At 46.0% G+C, this 19564-nt stretch carries 18 protein-coding genes; 13 read left to right on the top strand and 5 right to left on the bottom strand.

Going from position 1 to position 19564, the window contains the following annotated elements; genetic code table 11:
- The first annotated feature begins 20 nt into the window (after nucleotides 1-20).
- The gene (locus H3S83_RS02320) at nucleotides 21-527 is read left to right on the top strand and encodes a Fur family transcriptional regulator (protein ID WP_077969991.1); all 507 of its coding nucleotides are present in this window, start codon (nucleotides 21-23) and stop codon (nucleotides 525-527) included.
- Here H3S83_RS02320 and H3S83_RS02315 read toward each other — a convergent pair whose 3' ends face one another.
- The gene (locus H3S83_RS02315; protein ID WP_078038894.1) at nucleotides 528-800 is read right to left on the bottom strand and encodes a PepSY domain-containing protein; all 273 of its coding nucleotides are present in this window, start codon (nucleotides 798-800) and stop codon (nucleotides 528-530) included.
- A gap of 636 nt (nucleotides 801-1436) precedes the next feature.
- A complete protein-coding gene (gene upp, locus H3S83_RS02310) occupies nucleotides 1437-2063 on the bottom strand; it encodes a uracil phosphoribosyltransferase (protein ID WP_075869670.1) in 627 nt (208 codons plus the stop codon).
- Between the two features lie 162 nt (nucleotides 2064-2225).
- On the opposite strand from upp, the gene ubiE reads away from it, so the two are divergent.
- Together ubiE and ubiB are read left to right on the top strand one after the other, a co-directional pair.
- Complete coding sequence (gene ubiE / locus H3S83_RS02305) at nucleotides 2226-3008, top strand: bifunctional demethylmenaquinone methyltransferase/2-methoxy-6-polyprenyl-1,4-benzoquinol methylase UbiE (RefSeq protein ID WP_077969987.1); 783 nt, start codon at nucleotides 2226-2228, stop codon at nucleotides 3006-3008.
- Nucleotides 3009-4589 carry a 2-polyprenylphenol 6-hydroxylase gene (gene ubiB / locus H3S83_RS02300; RefSeq protein ID WP_198237971.1) on the top strand — a complete coding sequence of 527 codons (1581 nt, stop codon included), beginning with the start codon at nucleotides 3009-3011 and terminating at the stop codon, nucleotides 4587-4589.
- 363 nt (nucleotides 4590-4952) lie between these two features.
- Here ubiB and H3S83_RS02295 read toward each other — a convergent pair whose 3' ends face one another.
- Complete coding sequence (locus H3S83_RS02295; RefSeq protein ID WP_198238804.1) at nucleotides 4953-5708, bottom strand: S1C family serine protease; 756 nt, start codon at nucleotides 5706-5708, stop codon at nucleotides 4953-4955.
- A gap of 248 nt (nucleotides 5709-5956) precedes the next feature.
- Here H3S83_RS02295 and coaBC point away from each other — a divergent pair, with 248 nt between their 5' ends.
- Both coaBC and H3S83_RS02285 read left to right on the top strand, forming a co-directional pair.
- Nucleotides 5957-7333, top strand: coding sequence for a bifunctional phosphopantothenoylcysteine decarboxylase/phosphopantothenate--cysteine ligase CoaBC (gene coaBC, locus H3S83_RS02290; RefSeq protein WP_198238803.1), 1377 nt, complete (start codon nucleotides 5957-5959; stop codon nucleotides 7331-7333).
- Between the two features lie 162 nt (nucleotides 7334-7495).
- Nucleotides 7496-8800: a serine hydrolase gene (locus H3S83_RS02285; protein ID WP_198238802.1), complete on the top strand. Its 1305-nt coding sequence runs from the start codon at nucleotides 7496-7498 to the stop codon at nucleotides 8798-8800.
- Between the two features lie 327 nt (nucleotides 8801-9127).
- On the opposite strand, the gene H3S83_RS02280 is transcribed toward H3S83_RS02285, so the two are convergent.
- Nucleotides 9128-10132 (bottom strand): adenosine kinase, encoded by a 1005-nt coding sequence (locus tag H3S83_RS02280; protein ID WP_078038887.1) that lies wholly within the window; start codon nucleotides 10130-10132, stop codon nucleotides 9128-9130.
- A 112-nt stretch (nucleotides 10133-10244) separates the two neighbouring features.
- Between H3S83_RS02280 and H3S83_RS02275 the strand changes: the two genes are divergently transcribed.
- From H3S83_RS02275 to H3S83_RS02240, 8 genes are all read left to right on the top strand, one after another.
- The gene (locus tag H3S83_RS02275; RefSeq protein ID WP_198238801.1) at nucleotides 10245-10949 is read left to right on the top strand and encodes a sulfate transporter family protein; all 705 of its coding nucleotides are present in this window, start codon (nucleotides 10245-10247) and stop codon (nucleotides 10947-10949) included.
- Nucleotides 10950-11016: 67 nt separating this feature from the next.
- Nucleotides 11017-11667, top strand: a complete 651-nt coding sequence (locus H3S83_RS02270; RefSeq protein WP_198238800.1) for a phosphoribosylanthranilate isomerase — start codon at nucleotides 11017-11019, stop codon at nucleotides 11665-11667.
- Between the two features lie 64 nt (nucleotides 11668-11731).
- Nucleotides 11732-12898, top strand: a complete 1167-nt coding sequence (trpB, locus tag H3S83_RS02265; RefSeq protein ID WP_077973392.1) for a tryptophan synthase subunit beta — start codon at nucleotides 11732-11734, stop codon at nucleotides 12896-12898.
- Nucleotides 12899-12914: 16 nt separating this feature from the next.
- Nucleotides 12915-13745 carry a tryptophan synthase subunit alpha gene (gene trpA, locus H3S83_RS02260; protein ID WP_198238799.1) on the top strand — a complete coding sequence of 277 codons (831 nt, stop codon included), beginning with the start codon at nucleotides 12915-12917 and terminating at the stop codon, nucleotides 13743-13745.
- A 38-nt stretch (nucleotides 13746-13783) separates the two neighbouring features.
- The gene (accD, locus tag H3S83_RS02255; protein ID WP_198238798.1) at nucleotides 13784-14680 is read left to right on the top strand and encodes an acetyl-CoA carboxylase, carboxyltransferase subunit beta; all 897 of its coding nucleotides are present in this window, start codon (nucleotides 13784-13786) and stop codon (nucleotides 14678-14680) included.
- Between the two features lie 6 nt (nucleotides 14681-14686).
- Complete coding sequence (locus H3S83_RS02250; RefSeq protein ID WP_198238797.1) at nucleotides 14687-16006, top strand: folylpolyglutamate synthase/dihydrofolate synthase family protein; 1320 nt, start codon at nucleotides 14687-14689, stop codon at nucleotides 16004-16006.
- Between the two features lie 116 nt (nucleotides 16007-16122).
- Entirely contained in the window at nucleotides 16123-17142 is a 1020-nt protein-coding gene (locus tag H3S83_RS02245; RefSeq protein WP_198238796.1) for a complex I NDUFA9 subunit family protein, read from the top strand.
- 512 nt (nucleotides 17143-17654) lie between these two features.
- Nucleotides 17655-17936 (top strand): hypothetical protein, encoded by a 282-nt coding sequence (locus H3S83_RS02240; protein ID WP_198238795.1) that lies wholly within the window; start codon nucleotides 17655-17657, stop codon nucleotides 17934-17936.
- A gap of 116 nt (nucleotides 17937-18052) precedes the next feature.
- On the opposite strand, the gene glpK is transcribed toward H3S83_RS02240, so the two are convergent.
- Entirely contained in the window at nucleotides 18053-19561 is a 1509-nt protein-coding gene (gene glpK / locus H3S83_RS02235) for a glycerol kinase GlpK (protein ID WP_198238794.1), read from the bottom strand.
- Between the last annotated feature and the right edge of the window lie 3 nt (nucleotides 19562-19564).

Genomic DNA, 19564 nt, shown 5'->3' with positions numbered 1-19564 from the left:
GCACTTTCAGGGGAAAATTTATGACGGGTGAGGTACAGCACATTCAATCCGACGCCGGACAAATGAAAAATGGAAAACAATTGTCGGCTTTACTGGGAAAATATGGGCTTCGTGTAACGCATCAAAGATTAATTGTGGCAACACATATCTTCGGGAGAAATAACCGGTTGATTGATGCAAGCAAACTTTATGAAGACATTGCTTTCTCGGGTGAAGATATTTCTCTTGCAACAATATATAATACCCTGCACCACTTCACAAAAGCAGGGCTGGTTCGACCCGTTGCATCTTCGGGACAAAAATCGTTCTTTATCGTCAATTGTCGTAACAGCAGTTTTTTCTACTATCAGAACGGAGAGGTGATTGCGCTTTACGGACATGAGCCGGTCGTCCAGAAACTTCCGCTTCCACCTGAAGGCTTTGAAATAAGCCATATTGACGTTGCTATTCATCTTGTCAAAAAAACCGGCTTCCCGAATGTTTCAGGAAAACCGGTTACTAACTTAGACGCCGTTTACGCCCGATAATCAATCATCGACTTTTTGGCGGGTTATATTCCCCTGACGATCAATATAAAGCTTGAGACGTTGGTTGTTTTTGTCGGTAACTTCGGCTTTCCAGCCTTCGTGCTTTTCATCAAGCTCGTGAATTTTAAAACCGCTTTGCTCCAGTTTTGTGGTTAAAGCCGACCAGCTGATACGCCCGTTTTCTGCTGCAAAAGACGAGCTTGAAAAACCGGCAAGACCAATAGTCGCAGTGGCAGCAGCAAGTGCAATCATGCGAATTTTGTTCATTGTCATATTTTAATCCTCCATTCGTATTGTTCACCCGTTGTACCACCAGAAATTGCATAAAACTTTTGGTACCCGCTTATTGCATATGGTTTTTATTCCACGCGATGCAAGGGTAGTGCCTCACCACAACCCCACTACCAATAGTCCCGCTCACTGATTAAAAATCGCAAAAAGAATTGTTAACCGATCAGAACTTTTGCATCCGAGCCATGTTGCCTGAAACAATTTTCGCGTGGCTATAAAAATCCTTGAATAATCTTATCCGCGTTTTAAAAAAGAAAACTCTTGGTCCCGTCTGGCATATCACCGCCCGAATTCTGACAGCCGGACCGAACAATCAAGGCTTTTATTAATGATATGTATGAAAAAGCATTTTCATAGATGCAACAGCTTTTTACCTGATAATGCTTGGCGGGAATGCAAACAAAATTTGTATTTTAATTCGGGCTATTACTTTAAAAAGCGGGTTTGATTGTTTTTGCAAAAGATTGAAGCTTTGTCTCAGAGATCGTACGAAAAACCCGAAAGAACCGAAATTAGCATATTAAAAGACGCGATGGCAGAACATGAAACAAGCATTTGTTGTGCTTTTTTATATTCTGCAGACAGAGTTTGTTACACTCTCTATTGCCTTAAATAGTGCTATTTTGTCCCGAACATACGGTCACCCGCATCGCCCAAACCGGGAAGAATATAAGAAGCGGGATTAAGTGCCCGATCAACCGATGCGGTAAAAATATCGACATCGGGATGGGCCTTTTGCAACTGTTTGATTCCCTGTTCAACACTTAATATGCACACAAACCTTATTTCTTTAGCACCATGTTTTTTCAGTTGTTCAATGGCTTTTACAGCAGAATTTCCCGTTGCAAGCATAGGGTCGACCACAATAACCAGACGCTCGGAAATATCTTCGGGGGCTTTGAAATAATATTCGACCGCTTCAAGTGTATTATGATCACGGTAAAGGCCGATATGACAAACACGTGCAGACGGTAAAAGATCGAGCATACCGAAAAGCAGCCCCTCACCCGCTCTCAAAATCGATGCAAGAACGAGTTTCTTACCCTTGAGCATCGGCGCTTCCATTTCTTCCATCGGTGTTTCGATGTGAACAGTTTCAAGCTCCAGATCACGCGTGACTTCATAGCCGAGCAAGAATGCTGTTTCCCGCACAAGCTGGCGAAATTCGGCAGTTGATGTTTCTTTGCGACGCATCATCGTCAATTTGTGTTGGACAAGAGGGTGGGAAACAATTGTTAAACCCATGGGCTTTTCTCCTCATTACAGCATTCTATATGTCGTATAAAACCATTAAAGTGGAATGAAAAGGGCGAAGCGTCTGCAGCGCTACTTTTTCATCAGAGCCCATTCCCTAAACGGGCAAGTTAGGCTAGAAAAAAGACGGTATAAATTTGAAAGGTCACAAATATGACTGCTGAAACAGAGCGCGTCGGCGCAAAAGGCGGGATGGAAGAAACATTCGGTTTCAAGAAGGTCGACGAATCGGAAAAACAGTCGATGGTTAACGGAGTTTTCCATTCTGTGGCCAAAAAATACGACATCATGAATGATGTCATGTCGGTTGGCATGCACCGCTTGTGGAAAGATGCATTTGTTGCATGGCTTCACCCCTCGCATCTTAACGGGTATAAAGTTCTTGATGTGGCTGGTGGTACGGGTGACATTGCTTTCCGTATCGTTGAAGCGTCCGGTCGCCACGCCCATGCAACGGTTCTTGACATTAACAGTTCCATGCTGGAAGTGGGGCGCGAAAGAGCAAAGAAAAACGGCCTCCTGCCCTATCTTGATTTTGTCGAGGCGAATGCAGAAAAACTGCCCTTTGAAGACAATACATTCGATGCTTATACGATTGCATTCGGCATCCGTAACGTTCCCCACATTGCCAAAGCCTTGTCGGAAGCCTATCGCGTTTTGAAGCCGGGTGGCCGATTTATGTGTCTGGAATTTTCGGAAGTTCAAATGCCGATTCTTGATAAACTCTATGACATCTGGTCGTTTCAGGGCATACCGCGCGTTGGCCAAATGATTGCCGGTGACAAAGAATCTTACCGCTACCTTATTGAATCAATCCGCAAATTTCCCAAGCAGGAAGATTTTGCCGCAATGATACGGGAAGCCGGTTTTTCCCATGTAAGCTACCGTAACCTTACCGGTGGCATTGCTGCCATGCACTCTGGCTGGAAGGTTTGAATGTCGAAACTTGCCGCATCCTTACGTCTTTTACGTGTCGGTTTTATTCTGGCACGAGAGGGTGTGCTGAGCGCACTTCCAAGCGATGGCTTACCTGCGTCAATGGCGTTTTTCCATCGTATCGCTGGCTGGTTTGCCAGAAAAAGAAGTAAACAAACCAATCGCTCCGAAAATATGTCACGGGCAATAAACAAACTCGGGCCTTCCTATATCAAGCTCGGCCAGTTTCTTGCAACACGTCCTGATATTGTCGGCTCGGAAGTTGCAAAAGATCTGTCGCGACTACAAGATCATGTCGATACCTTTCCTCATGAACAGGCTGTTGCCCAAATCGAAGGGTCGCTCGGCCGCAAAATAGATGATCTTTTTGTCGAGTTCGGTCCGGCAATTGCAGCCGCCTCGATGGCGCAAGTTCACCCCGCAACGGTGAGGAACCCCGACGGGAGTCTGCGTAAAGTGGCCGTCAAGGTTATCCGCCCCGGTGTAAGACGGCGGTTTGCCAAAGATCTTGAGGGGTTTTATCTTGCAGCCGAAATGCAGGAACGCTATGTGCCGGCTTCCCGACGGCTAAAGCCGGTAAGCGTTGTTGACACATTGGCACAAACCACAAAAATCGAGATGGATTTGCGCCTTGAAGCGGCGGCACTTTCCGAAATTGCCGAGAACACACAAAATGACAAAGGTTTTCGTGTTCCCGCAGTCGATTGGGAGCGGACAGGGCGTGATGTTCTGACCATGGAATGGATTGACGGCATCAAAATGTCGGATATCGAGGGGCTTAAAGCTGCCGGTTTCGACCTTGATGCTCTTGCCGTTACGCTCATGCAATCCTTCCTGAAACACACATTGCGCGACGGCTTTTTCCACGCGGATATGCATCCGGGAAATCTCTTTGTAGATAAAGACGGTTGTATTGTCGCTGTCGATTTGGGCATTACCGGAAGGCTTGGCAAACAGGAAAAACGTTTTCTTGCTGAAATTTTATATGGCTTTATTACCCGTGATTATCGGCGTGTTGCCAATGTGCACTTTGAAGCCGGCTATGTGCCTCCCCACCAAAATATGGAAAGCTTTGCACAGGCGAACCGCGCCATCGGCGAACCGATCCACGGTCAATCGGCCGAAACAATTTCCATGGCAAAACTGCTGACCCTGCTTTTTGAAGTGACTGAACTTTTCGACATGCAAACACGGCCGGAGCTATTGCTGTTACAAAAAACCATGGTGGTTGTGGAAGGTGTTTCCCGTTCACTTAATCCTCATTTCAATATGTGGAAAGCTGCCGAGCCCGTTGTAAAAGAGTGGATTACAAAAAATTTGGGGCCCATCGGCATGGCAAAAGATTTGACCGAAGGTGCGCAATCGCTCCTTACTTTTGCCCGCAGAACACCGGAACTTGTCCGAAGCGTCGAACGCATTCAGAAAGGTGCTGATAAAATGGCGCAGGAAGGCCTTCATCTTGATGATGATACACTGAAGAGATTTGCTCTGATGCAGGGAAAACAAAATCGATTTGGTCGATATGCTGTCATTCTAATCGCTGTTTGCATGGTGATCATCACTTACAAGCTTGTCATATAACCTGCCGGACTAATCTAATAGACTGCAAAATCATCATTTGACGGGAAAAGTTTTTCTCTCCTCCGGAATGTGTCAACGCTTATGTCAGCGCCATTAAAATGGCGCATATATTTGGCACATATTCAGAGCTTCTATTCGGCTCGATTATTTCTGCGTCACGCTGCCCCGAACGCTATTTCAACATCGGGTCATACTGCCTTTGAATTGCTTTTAAAGGCCTTAACAGACAGTGTGCGAGGTTAAAAAACGCAGTTGACAATAATATTTTCGGATTGCGGAAAAGGATAATATTTTCACCGTCATTTTCGTGTTCAAGAGGAAAAGACCAAAAAACAAAGTTCGGAGCGGCCAACCGGAAGCTCGTTATTTCTGTTCTTTTCCATCACTGCGAACGGCGTCATCCGTCCCGCTATTTTTTTCGCCATAACACAAAATTTTATAAACCGAAGGAGATGTTGATTCAGCAATGTCGGCTGTTGAACGAAATGATCCGCCCTTATCTTCGTCGGCATAGGAAACAGCAATGCCTTCGGTTTCCAAAAATAGCTCGGCTACTCTGGCTCTGATTGCAAAATTGACATTCTGTGCGATAAAACCCGACTCGTCGGCAAAAGTTTTCGACAAACCGGATGTGGTGATGCCTATGACATGACCTTGCCGGTCGATAACAGGACCACCGGAGCTTCCGGGCTGTATCGGGGTTGAAATCTGGAGATAGCGGATGTCATTTTCAACGCCTGAAAGCGAATTGACATTACCGGTCGTCGTTTTTATCGAGTCCGACAATAGACCATCAAGAGGAAATCCGAGTGCGATGATATCTTCGCCAAGCCTGATAACATTCCGCCTGAGATAGAGGGGCCTTGTTTTCACACCGTCAGGTAACTTTATGAGAGCAAGATCATCATGAGAATCGATACGGATGTCCTTTCCGGTTCCGAAATCACCGATTTTCACATATTGGCAATTTTTTACCACATGGGCATTTGTTAAAACCCATCCGTTATTCGTCACAGCAAAACCGCTCCCTGTAGAAGCTGGCGGTTGCGCGTAAGCAGGATTGAACACTATGAACGAAAAAACTGTAAGGCATGAAAAAAAGGAAAATGAATAACGCATAAATTTTTCCTCAATATATAAATTTATTCTTTATAAATATGACACATGTCCAGATTTATCGCGGAAAAACTATTTTTCCAGAAAACTATTGATAAAAAACCGGTTCCACAAATAATATCTATTAAAAGCCCGGCGGACTCTTCATTCGGAAAATGAACCGAAAAAAACGCCTCCAGCTTGCCGACAGTTCAAAAACGCATTAAAAGACTAATTAAATTTTGATTGCATTGATTGCATAAGAGGTTTTTATGGCGAGCATCACAATTCGCAATTTACCGGATGAAGCAAAGGAAAAACTTCGTCTTAACGCTGCAAAAAACAAACGTTCCATGGAGGAAGAAGCGCGGCTTTTGTTGATGTCCGGCAACAATGGCGAAATATTTCCGGAAAAAGCCAGCACCAAAGAAGTGCAATCATTGAAATCAAATTCGATAGTTTTGATTATAACCGGCGGAGTTGCGGCTTATAAAGCGCTTGATCTCATTCGCCGATTACAAGAGCGGGGAGCAAATGTTACTGTTGTGATGACAAAAGCGGCAACAGAATTTGTGACGCCTCTTGCTGCGGGCAGCCTTTCAGGGGGGCATGTTTTTACCGATCTTTTTTCCCGCCAGGATGAACATGATATTGGCCATATCAGGCTCGCCCGTTCTGCCGACCTGATTGTTGTTGCCCCTGCGACAGCAGACCGGATTGCAAAAATGGCAAATGGCATTGCCGATGATCTTGCGGGAGCTATTCTTCTTGCCGCCAATTCCCCGATTCTTATTGCGCCAGCGATGAATCCGGCAATGTGGAACCATCCGGCAACACAACGCAATGTCGAGCGTTTACTCGCAGACGGGATCAGAATGATTGGTCCCGATCGTGGAGAGATGGCCGAACGGGGTGAAGCCGGACGGGGGCGTATGAGCGAACCGCTCGAAATTGTTGCCGCTGTCGAATCCATTATCGGTTTTTCGGAAAAGCCGCTTTCGGGCAAACATATCATTGTTACATCAGGCCCTACCCACGAGCCGATAGATCCGGTGCGCTATCTTGCAAACCGCTCTTCAGGTAAACAGGGGCACGCAATTGCCACAGCTCTCCACCATCTTGGCGCCCGTGTCACACTCGTTTCCGGCCCCGTCAGCATTCCCGACCCGTATGGCGTTGAAACAATTCATGTTGAAACGGCAATAGAAATGCTTGATGCAGTCAAACGCGCTTTGCCTGCCGATGGTGCCATATTTGTTGCCGCCGTTGCTGATTGGCGCAGTGCCGAAAGTGCTACGCAAAAAATCAAGAAACAAGCCGACCAATCTGCCCCGACATTGGAAATGGTCGAAAATCCGGATATTCTTGCCACAATCGGCCATGCTGCAAACCGGCCGAAACTCGTTATCGGTTTTGCCGCAGAAACCAATGATCTTATCGAAAATGCGAAAAAGAAGCTCGATAAAAAAGGTGCCGATTTCATTCTGGCCAATGATGTTTCTGTCGATAAAGATGGAAACAGCATTATGGGGGGAGATTATAACAGAATTTCATGTGTGAGCCGTAACGCTGTCGAAGCGTGGCCGAAAATGAACAAAGAAGAAGTTGCTAAAAAACTTGGCGAAAAAATAGCAACATTTTTTTCGTGAAAGCAGATTTTTTGCGGTAATAATTGTATTCTGATAAATTTACATTTCGTAATTTTTATCAAAATTGTCTTTTTAGAATGTGTTGATAATTGGAAGCATACTACCAATACGCTATTTGAAGCTTACATATTTTAAAAGTTGTTAAAAAGGATATTGGAAAGAATGAAAACGAAATTATTTGGATTAAGCGTCATATTGGCGGGGCTTGGCTTATTTCCGAATGCTTATGCGAGCTCCCCTTGCGGAGTTCCGGAACTTACAGAATGCCCCACACCGGTGGATGAAAAATTGCCCGATGTCAAAAATATGTTGAAATGGAACATGGAAGACCGGATGATCGGCTTTCGCAATGATTATCGCGCTTATCCCGGTGATGTCTTCAAACACGCAACCCCTCGTCCATTGATGCGACAAATTCGTGATATGTCGAGTGTTTCCTACACTGTTGACGGCCATTCCTATAATCTTCAGGAATATGTAGCGCGCAACAAGATTGCCGGATTAATGGTGATAAAAAACGGCGTTGTAGTGTTGGAATTTTATGGCCGCGGCAATACACCCCAAACTTTATGGACATCCCGATCTGTCGGTAAATCCGTCGTTTCAACCCTTGTCGGCGTGGCTCTTAAAGAAGGGAAGATCAAATCCCTCGACGATAAGGTCGTTCGCTATAATCCCGACGTAAAAGGCACTGTGTGGGCAAATGTCACCATAAGAGAATTGTTGCAACATACATCCGGTGTCAAATGGGATGAAAATTATGAAGATGACAATTCCGATTTTGCCAAACTTACTCAATGTGAAGCTTTGGACAATGCCTATTCTTGCGTCCATGACCTTGTGATCAACAAAAAACGCGTGAAACAGGCTGCTCCGGGGAAAGTGTGGTCATATTCATCAGGTGGTGCTTGGCTTTTAGGTGACACTTTGGAAAAAGCTGTGAAGATGCCCCTTGCCCAATATTTACAGGAAAAAATCTGGAAACCTTACGGTATGGTCAGTGACGGTGTATGGCACAGCTATCAAAAAGGAAAGCATGATACCGGCGCTCACGGTTTCAATGCGACGCTGGAAGATTGGGGAAAATTCGGACAATTTGTACTTTATAACGGGTTCCTTCCTGAAGGCAAAACGATACTGCCTGATCATTGGGTTGTTGACGCACGCACATGGAACAAAGCAACAAATTCCGTTACTGAAAATCATCCGGAAGGAAGTTACGGATTTGAATGGTGGAACAATGCCGTGCCTCAAGCAGCAGAAAATGTTTCGCCGAAACTTGGTCTGAGCAGTTCGGAAACAATGTGGGGCTTGGGAATTTACGGGCAGATGCTCGTCGTCAACCAGCAGGAGAATATGGTGATTGTCCAGTGGTCAACATGGGAAAAAGCCGAACCATCTTTTTCTGCCGAGCCACTTGAAGCTTCATTGATGTTCAATGCAATTTCGAACAGTCTCAACCAATAAGTGTTCATAGAAAACCCAAGCTTTCATAGAAAACCAAGTGTTCATGGAAAACGGCAAAAGCGGGCAAAGCTGATTTATTCCCGCACTTGTTTTACCCCCCCACACTTGTTTTATTCTTTGCCAGAATCGCTATTTTGCATTGGTGAACAAAAATTCAAAGGGGGGCCTTCCTGTCGACAAGAAGGACCCCCTTGTTTTTGAGAGTGTTCTTTCACTCACCCAATTATTGTCGGGTATATTACGCGCGTAAAAAGCTTAAGCTCCAACGCTATTGCTACGCACGGAAGACAAGGTAAAAACCCACCGTCCGAATAAGTGTCACCCGACTTATCCGGCCTGAATAAGCCCCGCTTGCGTTGCAACATCTCTTAATGAAAACTGTGCACGTGGTCCGGTTTGCTGGATAATGGTACTGGCACACAGAGCGCCAAGCCGTGCGCTATCTATAAACGACATATCATTGGTATAGCCATAGAGGAAACCGGCCGCATAAACATCACCGGCACCGGTCTGGTCAACAACCCGTTCAACCGGATAAATACCGGCCGTGAATGTTTCTTGCCGCGATGTAATGATGGAGCCTTTGGCATTGCGCGTGACGCAGGCAAAGCCGCGAACGTCGTTACGAATAGCGGTAATGGCCATATCGAATGATGAAGTTTCATAAAGCGAAAGCAGTTCCGATTCGTTTGAAAACACAATATCGACCGTGCCTGTGCGGATGAGTTCAAGAAATTCGCCACGATAACGATCTACACAGAAGGAATCAGAAAGGGTAATTGCCATCTGGTTTCCATTTTCATGGGCTATTTTTGCAGCCAATCGCATAGCCTGTTTTGCGCGTGGCGGATCCCACAGATAACCTTCAAAATAAACAACTTTGGAATTGGCAACTTTCGTTGCTTCGACATCTTCCGGCCCGAATTCGACACAAGCACCAAGATAGGTATTCATGGAGCGTTCGCCGTCGGGTGTATTGAAAATCATGCAACGAGCAGTCGGTGCACGACCTTCCAGAGGCCGCGTATCATAAACAACACCTTGTCCACGAAGATCATGGGCAAAAACCTGCCCCAAATGATCGGCTGCCACTTTCCCCATAAAAGCAGCTTTGCCACCAAGATTGGCAAGTGCTGCGGCTGTATTGCTTGCACTGCCGCCCGATGTTTCGACTGCCTGCCCCATACGCGAATAGAGAAGTTCGGCACGTTTCGCATCAATCAAATTCATTGCCCCTTTGATGATACCGTTATTGACCAGAAAATCTTCGTCCGTACGGGCAATCACGTCGACAATTGCATTGCCGATTGCCAAAACATCATAATGTGCCATCTCGCTCTCTCCGTATTTTATTCTCCCTCGCTCATTACTCGTTCAGAACACAAAAGACCAGAGAGCTAAAGCCCCTCTTGTTTCTTTTTGTCTGCTTTCTATCTATATCCCCATGATTTTTGACGCAGCCTATCGCGCTTTCTCGCGCCTTTTTACCCCGCCCTTCCGTTCCATGCTATGGAAAGCATTGAGCGCAACATTGCTGTTATTGGCAATTTTATGGTTCAGCTTGCGCGAATTATTCCTTTATTATGTTTGGCCGTTCCTACAACAATATATGCCTGATTTTCCCGATTGGGCGGGCTGGCTCGGATTTGTTGCCGTGATCGTCTTTTCGGTGGGGTTGGCTCTGCTTATGGCACTCTTAATTGCCCCGATTGCATCCTTGATCGGCGGTTATTTTATGGATGATGCAGCCGAAATCATCGAGAAAACAGATTATCCCGACGATCCGGTCGGCGTTGCAATGCCGCTCGGCCGTTCGCTTGTCATCTCGCTGAAATTTCTGGCTTTGAGCATTGTCGGTAATATCATTGCGCTGGTTCTCTATTTCTTCCCCGGCGTCAATCTCTTCGCTTTCTATGTAATCAATGGCTATCTTCTCGGCCGCGAATATTTTGAATTTGCCGCCTGCCGACACCGTACAGAGGCTGACACCCGCCAATTCTATAAACAGAATGCAATTTATGTATTTTGTGGCGGTGTTATCATTGCACTTTTTGTTTCTGTGCCGGTGTTGAACTTGCTGACGCCGCTTTTTGCTGCGGCAATGATGACCTATCTCCACAAAAGTCTGTCTAAAAAAATCAGTCAATAACGAGATAGATTACCGACATTTTCAACATCTTCTCGACTTTATCCGACTTTTGTGACAACAAGAGATCATGAAGCCTCTTGTAAAAATATGCGGATTGAAAACACCTGAAGCAATTAAAGCTGCCATCGACAACGGTGCGCATTATCTCGGCTTTATCTTTTTTGCCAAAAGCCCGCGTCATCTTTCAATTGAAGAGGCAGAGCTATTGCGCCCGCTTGTCAAAAAGCCGGTTAAGCTTGTTGCTGTCACGGTCGATGCCGATGATGAATTGCTTTCCGACATTGTTGCTCATGTCAAACCGGATATTCTTCAGCTTCATGGACATGAATCACCCGAACGCGTGAAACAGCTTGCCAAAACTTTTGGCTTGCCGGTTATCAAAGCTTTTTCCATCCGTGAGCAATCGGATTTCGATCAGGTTTCTGCCTATCGTGGTATAGCCGATATGTTTTTATTTGACGCCAAAGCTCCAAAAGGCTCACAATTGCCGGGAGGAAATGGCGTCTCTTTTGACTGGTCGCTGTTAAAGTCGCTTGACGAAGATAGTCAAACCGTGCTTTCCGGTGGATTGAATGCGCAAAATGTGGAAGAAGCGATAAGGATTGCCGCTCCCGACATTCTTGATGTTTCAAGTGGCGTTGAAAGTGCCCCCGGTGTTAAGGACACAAAATTGATTGAAGGTTTTTTTGATTCTGTCAAAAAAGCCGTTGAAAATTAAGGAGACTGACGTGGAAAAGTCGGCTGAAATCAATTCCTTTAAAACAGGCCCCGATGAAGCGGGGATGTTCGGCATTTATGGCGGGCGTTTTGTTGCCGAAACTTTGATGCCGCTTATTCTGGAATTGGAGAAAGCATATAACGAGGCCAAGGATGACCCGGCTTTCAATATCGAACTGAAAAATCTTTCCACCAATTATGCGGGCCGTCCATCGAAACTTTATTATGCCGAGCGTTTGAGCAAGCATCTTGGCGGTGCGAAAATCTATTTGAAACGGGAAGATCTGAACCACACCGGTAGCCATAAAATCAATAATTGTCTGGGACAAATTCTGCTTGCGCGGCGCATGGGCAAAACCCGTATCATTGCCGAAACCGGCGCCGGACAACATGGTGTCGCTGCGGCTACAGTTTGCGCGCGTTTTGGTTTGCCTTGCGTTGTCTATATGGGCTCGACCGATGTCGAACGGCAAAAGCCAAATGTGTTCCGCATGGAACTTCTCGGTGCCAAGGTCAATGCGGTCAAAGCCGGTAACGGCACATTGAAAGACGCTATGAATGAAGCTTTGCGCGATTGGGTAAGCAATGTACGCGATACCTATTATCTGATCGGCACGGCTGCAGGCCCGCATCCCTATCCGGAAATGGTTCGGGATTTCCAATCCGTCATCGGCAAAGAAGCAAGAGAGCAAATCCTCGAGCGCGAAGGTCGCCTTCCCGATCTGTTGATTGCTGCCGTTGGCGGCGGTTCGAATTCGATTGGGCTGTTCTACCCCTTCCTTGACGATAAAACTGTCAGAATTATCGGCGTTGAAGCAGGTGGCCGTGGCCTTAAAGGGAACGAGCATTGCGCTTCGATGACGGCCGGAAGTCCGGGGGTTTTACATGGCAATCGCACTTATCTTATCCAGAATGATGACGGCCAGATTCTTGAAGGCCATTCGATTTCGGCAGGTCTTGATTATCCCGGTGTGGGGCCGGAACATTCGTGGCTCAAAGATAAGGGGCGTGTTGAATATGTGCCGATTCTTGATACAGAAGCATTGGAAGCCTTCCAGCTTTTGACACGTCTTGAAGGCATTATACCGGCGCTCGAATCTTCGCATGCTGTTGCGCAAGCCATCAAGGAAGCGCCGAAGATGGATAAAGAACAGATTATCATTGTCAATCTTTCCGGTCGTGGCGACAAGGATGTGCACACTGTCGGAACACTTCTTGGCATGAATATGTGAGTTTGAGAGAGCGGCTATGACAACACGTATCAAAGAAACATTTCAAAAAGCCAAGAATAACAATCGTCCGGCTCTTGTGACCTATATGATGGCAGGGGATCCGGATTTTGACACCTCACTTGAAATTATGAAAGCACTTCCGAAAGCCGGTAGCGATGTTATCGAGCTTGGAATGCCATTTTCCGACCCGATGGCGGATGGCCCGACCATTCAGGCTGCAGGTCTGCGCGCGCTAAAAGCAGGCCAGACACTCAACAAAACTTTAAAACTCGTTAGTGAATTCCGTAAAACCGACCAGACCACACCAATTGTGCTGATGGGATATTATAATCCGATCTATGTGCACGGGGTGGATCAATTTCTGGTTGACGCAAAAAAAGCCGATATCGACGGTTTGATTGTTGTTGATTTGCCGCCGGAAATGGATAACGAACTTTGCTTGCCCGCAGTCAAAGCGGATATCAATTTCATTCGTCTGGCGACACCGACAACCGACGACCAACGCTTGCCGAAAGTACTGGAAAACACCTCCGGTTTTGTCTATTATGTCTCGATGACGGGCATTACCGGCCAAGCCCTGCCTGATACCGATATTGTAGCAAAAGCGGTGGAAAATATTAAAAAACACACGTCTTTGCCGATTGCTGTTGGTTTTGGCATCAAGACCGGAGAACAGGCAGCAAAAATTGGTCGCGCTGCTGATGGTGTTGTGGTCGGAAGTGCAATTGTCAACGCCATTGCTTCTACTCTTGATGAAAATGGCCACCCGAAAGGTGATGCGGCAAAAGCGGCAAGCGACCTTGTAAAGCAATTGAGTGCAGGTGTATTGGAAGCCAGAAAAGGCTGAATTGAAGCTTTGCCAACAAACAGGATAAGGTGACATAGATGAACTGGATTACCAATTATGTTCGTCCGAAGATCAACTCGATGTTTGGTCGTCGTGAGATGCCAGAAAATTTATGGGTCAAAGACCCTGCCAGCGGTGAAATGGTCTTTCACAAGGATCTGGAAAAAAACCAATATGTCGTTCCGAACTCGGGCTATCACATGCGCATACCTGCAAAAGCCCGTCTGGAAAGCTTTTTTGACGATGGCGCCTATGAACTTCTGGAAAATCCGAAAGTTGTCATTGACCCGCTGAAATTCCGCGATGAAAAGCGCTATATCGACCGTTTGAAAGATTATCGTTCAAAACTCGGTGTTGACGATGATATTATGAATGCACGCGGTACTATTGAAGGCCTTCCTATTATAGCGACCGTGCAGGATTTCGCCTTTATGGGTGGCTCGCTTGGCATGGCGGCAGGTGAAGCCATTATCAAGGCTTTCGAAACAGCCATACAGGAAAAACGGCCTTTGGTTCTGTTTGTGGCCTCTGGCGGTGCCCGTATGCAGGAAGGCACACTTTCTCTCATGCAAATGCCACGCACCACTGTTGCGGTCGAGATGATGAAGGATGCAAAGCTTCCTTATATTGTTGTTTTGACCAATCCGACGACAGGTGGTGTTACCGCGTCTTACGCCATGCTGGGTGATGTCCATATAGCAGAACCCGGTGCAATGATCGGTTTTGCCGGTCCCCGCGTGATCGAGCAAACCATTCGCGAAAAGCTGCCGGAAGGTTTCCAGAGCGCCGAATATCTTCTCAAACATGGTATGGTTGATATGGTGGTCTCACGACTTGAACTGAAGTCGACCATTGCCAAGCTTTTGCGCTTGATGATGAAATTGCCGGCACCTGAACAGCATTCGGGCAAACATCACGGTAATAAAGCTGCTTGAAATGAAATGACCGAAAATCGGGTAGATACGCTTATCAATAGCCTTCTCAAGCGCTATCCGAAAGGGTTTGACCTTTCGCTCGATCGTATTTCGCGGCTTTTGGAAAATCTCGGCAATCCGCATTTGAAATTGCCGCCGATTATCCATATTGCGGGAACCAATGGAAAAGGGTCAGCGGCGGCGGTTTGCCGTGCGCTTCTTGAAAGTGCCGGATATAGCGTTCATGTCCATACCTCTCCCCATCTTGTTCATTGGAACGAGCGCTACCGCTTGGGTGGAACAGGTGGTGGCAAATTTGTTGATAATGATACTCTTGCCGATGCAATAGAGCGGGTAACAAAAGCCAATCGGAACCAACCGATTACAGTTTTCGAATTGTTGACGGCCGTTGCCTTTTTGCTTTTTTCCGAACATCCGGCAGATGCTGTCATTCTTGAAGTGGGGCTGGGTGGGCGTTTCGACGCAACCAACGTCATTCAAAAGCCGGCCGTTTCTCTTATTATGCCCATATCGCTCGATCACGTTGCTTTGCTCGGCAATACGGTTGAAAAGATCGCTTTCGAAAAAGGCGGCATTATCAAAGAAGCTGTCCCGCTTGTTATTGGCAAGCAGGAAAGCGATGGTGCTATCGACGTTTTGACAAGCATTGCGCAAAAACGCCATGCTCCTTTCGTCATTTATGGTCAGGATTTTGAGGCCTATAATGATCATGGGCATATGGTTTTCCAAAACGAAGAGGGCCTTAAAGAACTTCCGCTCCCCTCTCTTCGCGGTGACCATCAAATCAGCAATGCAGCGAGCGCCATTGAAGCTCTAATCCATGCCGGTTTCAAATTGACCGATCAGGATATTGCCAAAGCTATGGAAAATATTGTCTGGCCTGCGCGAATGCAGCGCATCAAAGTCGGCAAGCTCATTGATTCTTTGCCAAAAACGATGACAGTTTTTCTTGACGGCGGGCATAATCCGGCAGGTGCGAAAGTCATTGCACAGGAAATCAGGCATTGGAAAGAAAAAGGAGCGGGACCGGTAACCATGGTTGCCGGTATGATCAACACAAAAGATTCCTTCCATTATTTCAAAGAACTCAAAGGTCTTGTCGACAAAGTTTACACTGTACCGGTCTTATCAAGCGATAGTGGTGTAGCGCCTCAAGAATTGGCTAAAGTTGTCGGTTCGGCCGGTCTGGAAGCCGAAACTACGACATCAATTGAAGACGCTTTCCAAAAAATTTCCGGTCTCACACCTCAAAGAACCATTCTTGTTGCAGGTTCGCTTTATATGGCCGGTGACTTTTTGAAGAAAAATGGGACACCACCGGAATAAAACGATTGTTAATCTCTTCAACATTTAATGAGAATAGTTCAAAAGACTTGCGTTCGGGCCAAAACAAGCTAAACCATATAAAGGCAAAGATTGAAGATTTTTGAGGAGTGCACCCTATGACGCTCAGTACCGAACTTTATCAATACCCGAAACTCATTACCGTTTTTGGTGGTTCAGGTTTTGTCGGTCGCCATGTGGTCGAAACATTGACAAAACGTGGCTATCGGGTTCGCATTGCTGTGCGTCGGCCTGAAGTTGCCTATTATATGTTGCAAATCGGTGAAGTCGGTCAAACGCAAATGATGAAGACCAATGTGCGTAACCGTGAATCTGTCGGACGTGCACTGATTGACGCTGATGCAGCCGTTTTTCTACCCGGCCTTCTTTATTCGCAAGGCAAAAACAATTACAAAAATGTGCAGGTTGAAGGTGCAAAAAATGTTTCCGAACTTGCAGCAAGTGCCGGTATTCCTCTCATTCATATGTCGGCCTTGAATGCCGATATCAATTCCAACCTTTCCTATCCGAAAACCAAAGCACTTGGTGAACAAGCCGTTCAAAAAGCCCATAAAGGTGCCATTATCATGCGGCCATCGGTGATTTTTGGTCAGGAAGATTCGTTCTTCAACAAACTCGCCGATATGTCGCGCTTCACATGGATGTTGCCAATGTTCGGCGGTGGCGAGACAAAACTGCAACCGGTTTATGTGGGTGATATTGCCAATTTCGTTGTTGCGGCAATTGAAGGAAATATTCCGGCAGGCAAGATTTATGAACTGGGTGGCAAAGAAGTCATAACCTATCGGCATGCTATTGAAGAAATGCTCAAAGTTATCATGCGGAAAAAAGCTCTGGTTTCCGTGCCCTTCGGAATTGGAAGCCTTATCGGCGGAATTTTTGGGCTCCTTGGAAAAATTCCGATGATCCCGACAGTGACAACCTCCGAACAGATCAAAATGCTCAAAAAAGATTGCATTGTTTCGGAAGAAGCAAAGCTTGAAGGACGCACATTGGAAGGTGTCGGCATTACACCAAGAGCAATGGAAGCTGTTTTGCCTTCCTATTTGTGGCGCTTCCGTCCTCATGGTCAATTTGCCAAGAATACGAAGAATTACAAAAAAGATATAAAAATCTGAACACAGAATTTTTCTGTTTGAAATTCGCAAATAGAACGGGCGCTGATAAAATAGCGCCCTTTATTTTTCATCGTCTATTCATCTAGACTTTGCAAATTGCTCGCAATCTATCATTCTGATTTATTTCATTTCAATGGTAGGATTTCTGTCGTTTTAATAATATGCTTTCTACCGTTTTAATAATACGGGTTCTGTTGTTTCAATAAGACGCTTTTCTTATCGGATATTTTGACGCTGTTCATTGAACCGTTAAGCTATAAAGCATGACATTATTCTTAAAACTTCCGCACAAATGAAATGTCTTTTTCTAAACGTAAGGTTGTTTTATTGTCATATTGAAAAATTTCTTTGCCAATTTTTTTGTATTTCTCTCCTCGTTACTCTCCTAATGTCGCATCTGTTGCATATCTGCAATTTCAATAATGATTTTTAATAGAACATTAACTATTTTTAGAGCCGCGCGATTTGGACTGTGCTATATAAACACACATTGAGGGTTCTGGAGTTAAACCATGAAAAAATTGTGTTCATTATTTATCGTTTTGATGTTCGCATTCTCGACAGTTGCTTGTACGCAGAATGAAAAAACAGTTGCCAAGTGGGGTGCCGGTGGTGCTGCTCTTGGTGCTTTGGGTGGCGCTGCATTCGGTCACGGTGGCAAAGCTGTTGCCGCTGGTGCAGCTATTGGTGCTGTTGCTGGTGGCCTGATCGGCTATTCACGCACCAAGAATCACGTTCGTTACTGCCATTATCGCGATCGTAACGGCAAAGTATTCGAAGCACGTTGCAAATAATTTCAATTTTGTTTGATTTTGAAAGGCACGTAAAATTTTACGTGCCTTTCTTTTTTTCAAATTTTCCGATTCTTTAAACAGCTTAATAAACTATCCGTTCTTAGTGCCTGCGGCTTTCATTCAAGAACCGAATCCCATGAACATGCCCGCTCGACAGCCTTTCGCCAACCGGCATAGCGTTTTTCCTGTTTTGCCACATCTTTGGAAGGCTTGAAGACACGTTCTATTGTTGCAACCTTCCGCAATTCATCCAAACTCGACCAATAGCCAACTGCAAGACCGGCAAGATAAGCCGAGCCGAATGCTGTCACTTCCAATATATGCGGGCGCTCGACCGGTTTTTGCAAAATATCGGACTGGAACTGCATAAGAAAGTTATTGGCAACAGCGCCGCCATCAACACGCAATGTCTTCAGATCTGTCTGTGCATCTGCCAACATAGCGGTAAGAACATCTTTTGTCTGATAGGCAATCGATTCGAGCGTTGCGCGGGTAATATGGTTGCGGTTGACGCCCCTTGTCAGGCCTAGAATGGCACCACGGGCAAACGGGTCCCAATAAGGCGCGCCAAGGCCGGTAAATGCGGGCACCACATAAACGCCATTCGAAGTCCCAACTTTTTCGGCAAAATATTCCGAATCTTCAGAATCAGTGAAAAACTTCAATTCGTCGCGAAGCCACTGGATGGCAGCGCCTGCCACAAAGATCGAACCTTCCAGAGCATAAGCAGGTTTGCCTTTTGCATCACAGCAAAGCGTTGTGACCAGACCATGGGTTGATTTGACCGCTTTTTTGCCGGTATTCATCAACATAAAACAACCGGTTCCATAAGTATTTTTGGCCTGCCCCTCTTCAACACAGATATGACCGAACAATGCGGCTTGCTGGTCACCGGCTGCTCCGGCAATCGGAATACGTGTACCACCGCGCCCGCCAATATTGGTTTGACCGTAGATTTCGGACGATGCTTTGACTTCCGGCAGCATGGAACGGGGAATATTCAATGCTTTGAGCATTGTTTCGTCCCAGTCCAGTTTATGGATATTGAAGAGCATAGTGCGCGAAGCATTGGTATATTCGGTAACGTGAACGCGCCCTTGCGTCATATTCCATATAAGCCAGGTATCAATCGTACCAAAGAGCAATTCGCCATTATCGGCTTTTTGCCTCGCGCCTTCTACATTTTCCAATATCCAGGCGATTTTTGTTCCGGAGAAATAAGGGTCGATAACCAGACCGGTATTTTCTCTGATGTAATCCTCAAGCCCTTCTTTTTTCAGTCGTGAACAGATATCTGTGGTACGCCGACACTGCCAGACAATGGCATTATAAACCGGTTTGCCGGTTGCTTTTTCCCAAACAACGGTCGTTTCCCTCTGATTGGTAATTCCGATTGCTGCTATTTCATCTGAACTAATGCCGGCTTTTGCCAGAGCTTCTGTCAAAGTTGAACTTTGTGTCGCCCATATTTCGCGCGCGTCATGTTCGACCCAGCCGGGATGGGGATAGATCTGGGTAAATTCGCGTTGTGCGACACTGACGATGTTGGCATCGTGATCAAGCACCAAAGTGCGTGAACTGGTCGTACCTTGATCGAATGCGACTATATATTTCTTTTCGGCCATGAA

The organism is Bartonella sp. W8122, assembly GCF_016102485.1.
Lineage (GTDB): Bacteria > Pseudomonadota > Alphaproteobacteria > Rhizobiales > Rhizobiaceae > Bartonella > Bartonella apihabitans.
Note: the sequence above shows the minus strand (reverse complement) of the source record. Positions and strands in the feature narration are given on the sequence as shown.

Bases quoted from the DNA above. Each gene is read 5' to 3' on its own strand.
- ubiB (WP_198237971.1), top strand. From the start codon at position 3,009: ATGTCGAAACTTGCCGCATCCTTACGTCTTTTACGTGTCGGTTTTATT.
- H3S83_RS02280 (WP_078038887.1), bottom strand. From the start codon at position 10,132: ATGGCACATTATGATGTTTTGGCAATCGGCAATGCAATTGTCGACGTG.
- H3S83_RS02270 (WP_198238800.1), top strand. From the start codon at position 11,017: ATGAAGCCTCTTGTAAAAATATGCGGATTGAAAACACCTGAAGCAATT.
- H3S83_RS02245 (WP_198238796.1), top strand. From the start codon at position 16,123: ATGACGCTCAGTACCGAACTTTATCAATACCCGAAACTCATTACCGTT.
- H3S83_RS02285 (WP_198238802.1), top strand. From the start codon at position 7,496: ATGAAAACGAAATTATTTGGATTAAGCGTCATATTGGCGGGGCTTGGC.
- H3S83_RS02275 (WP_198238801.1), top strand. From the start codon at position 10,245: ATGATTTTTGACGCAGCCTATCGCGCTTTCTCGCGCCTTTTTACCCCG.
- H3S83_RS02250 (WP_198238797.1), top strand. From the start codon at position 14,687: ATGACCGAAAATCGGGTAGATACGCTTATCAATAGCCTTCTCAAGCGC.
- coaBC (WP_198238803.1), top strand. From the start codon at position 5,957: ATGGCGAGCATCACAATTCGCAATTTACCGGATGAAGCAAAGGAAAAA.
- glpK (WP_198238794.1), bottom strand. From the start codon at position 19,561: ATGGCCGAAAAGAAATATATAGTCGCATTCGATCAAGGTACGACCAGT.
- H3S83_RS02315 (WP_078038894.1), bottom strand. From the start codon at position 800: ATGACAATGAACAAAATTCGCATGATTGCACTTGCTGCTGCCACTGCG.
- trpB (WP_077973392.1), top strand. From the start codon at position 11,732: ATGTTCGGCATTTATGGCGGGCGTTTTGTTGCCGAAACTTTGATGCCG.
- H3S83_RS02295 (WP_198238804.1), bottom strand. From the start codon at position 5,708: ATGCGTTATTCATTTTCCTTTTTTTCATGCCTTACAGTTTTTTCGTTC.
- H3S83_RS02320 (WP_077969991.1), top strand. From the start codon at position 21: ATGACGGGTGAGGTACAGCACATTCAATCCGACGCCGGACAAATGAAA.
- H3S83_RS02240 (WP_198238795.1), top strand. From the start codon at position 17,655: ATGAAAAAATTGTGTTCATTATTTATCGTTTTGATGTTCGCATTCTCG.
- trpA (WP_198238799.1), top strand. From the start codon at position 12,915: ATGACAACACGTATCAAAGAAACATTTCAAAAAGCCAAGAATAACAAT.
- accD (WP_198238798.1), top strand. From the start codon at position 13,784: ATGAACTGGATTACCAATTATGTTCGTCCGAAGATCAACTCGATGTTT.
- upp (WP_075869670.1), bottom strand. From the start codon at position 2,063: ATGGGTTTAACAATTGTTTCCCACCCTCTTGTCCAACACAAATTGACG.
- ubiE (WP_077969987.1), top strand. From the start codon at position 2,226: ATGACTGCTGAAACAGAGCGCGTCGGCGCAAAAGGCGGGATGGAAGAA.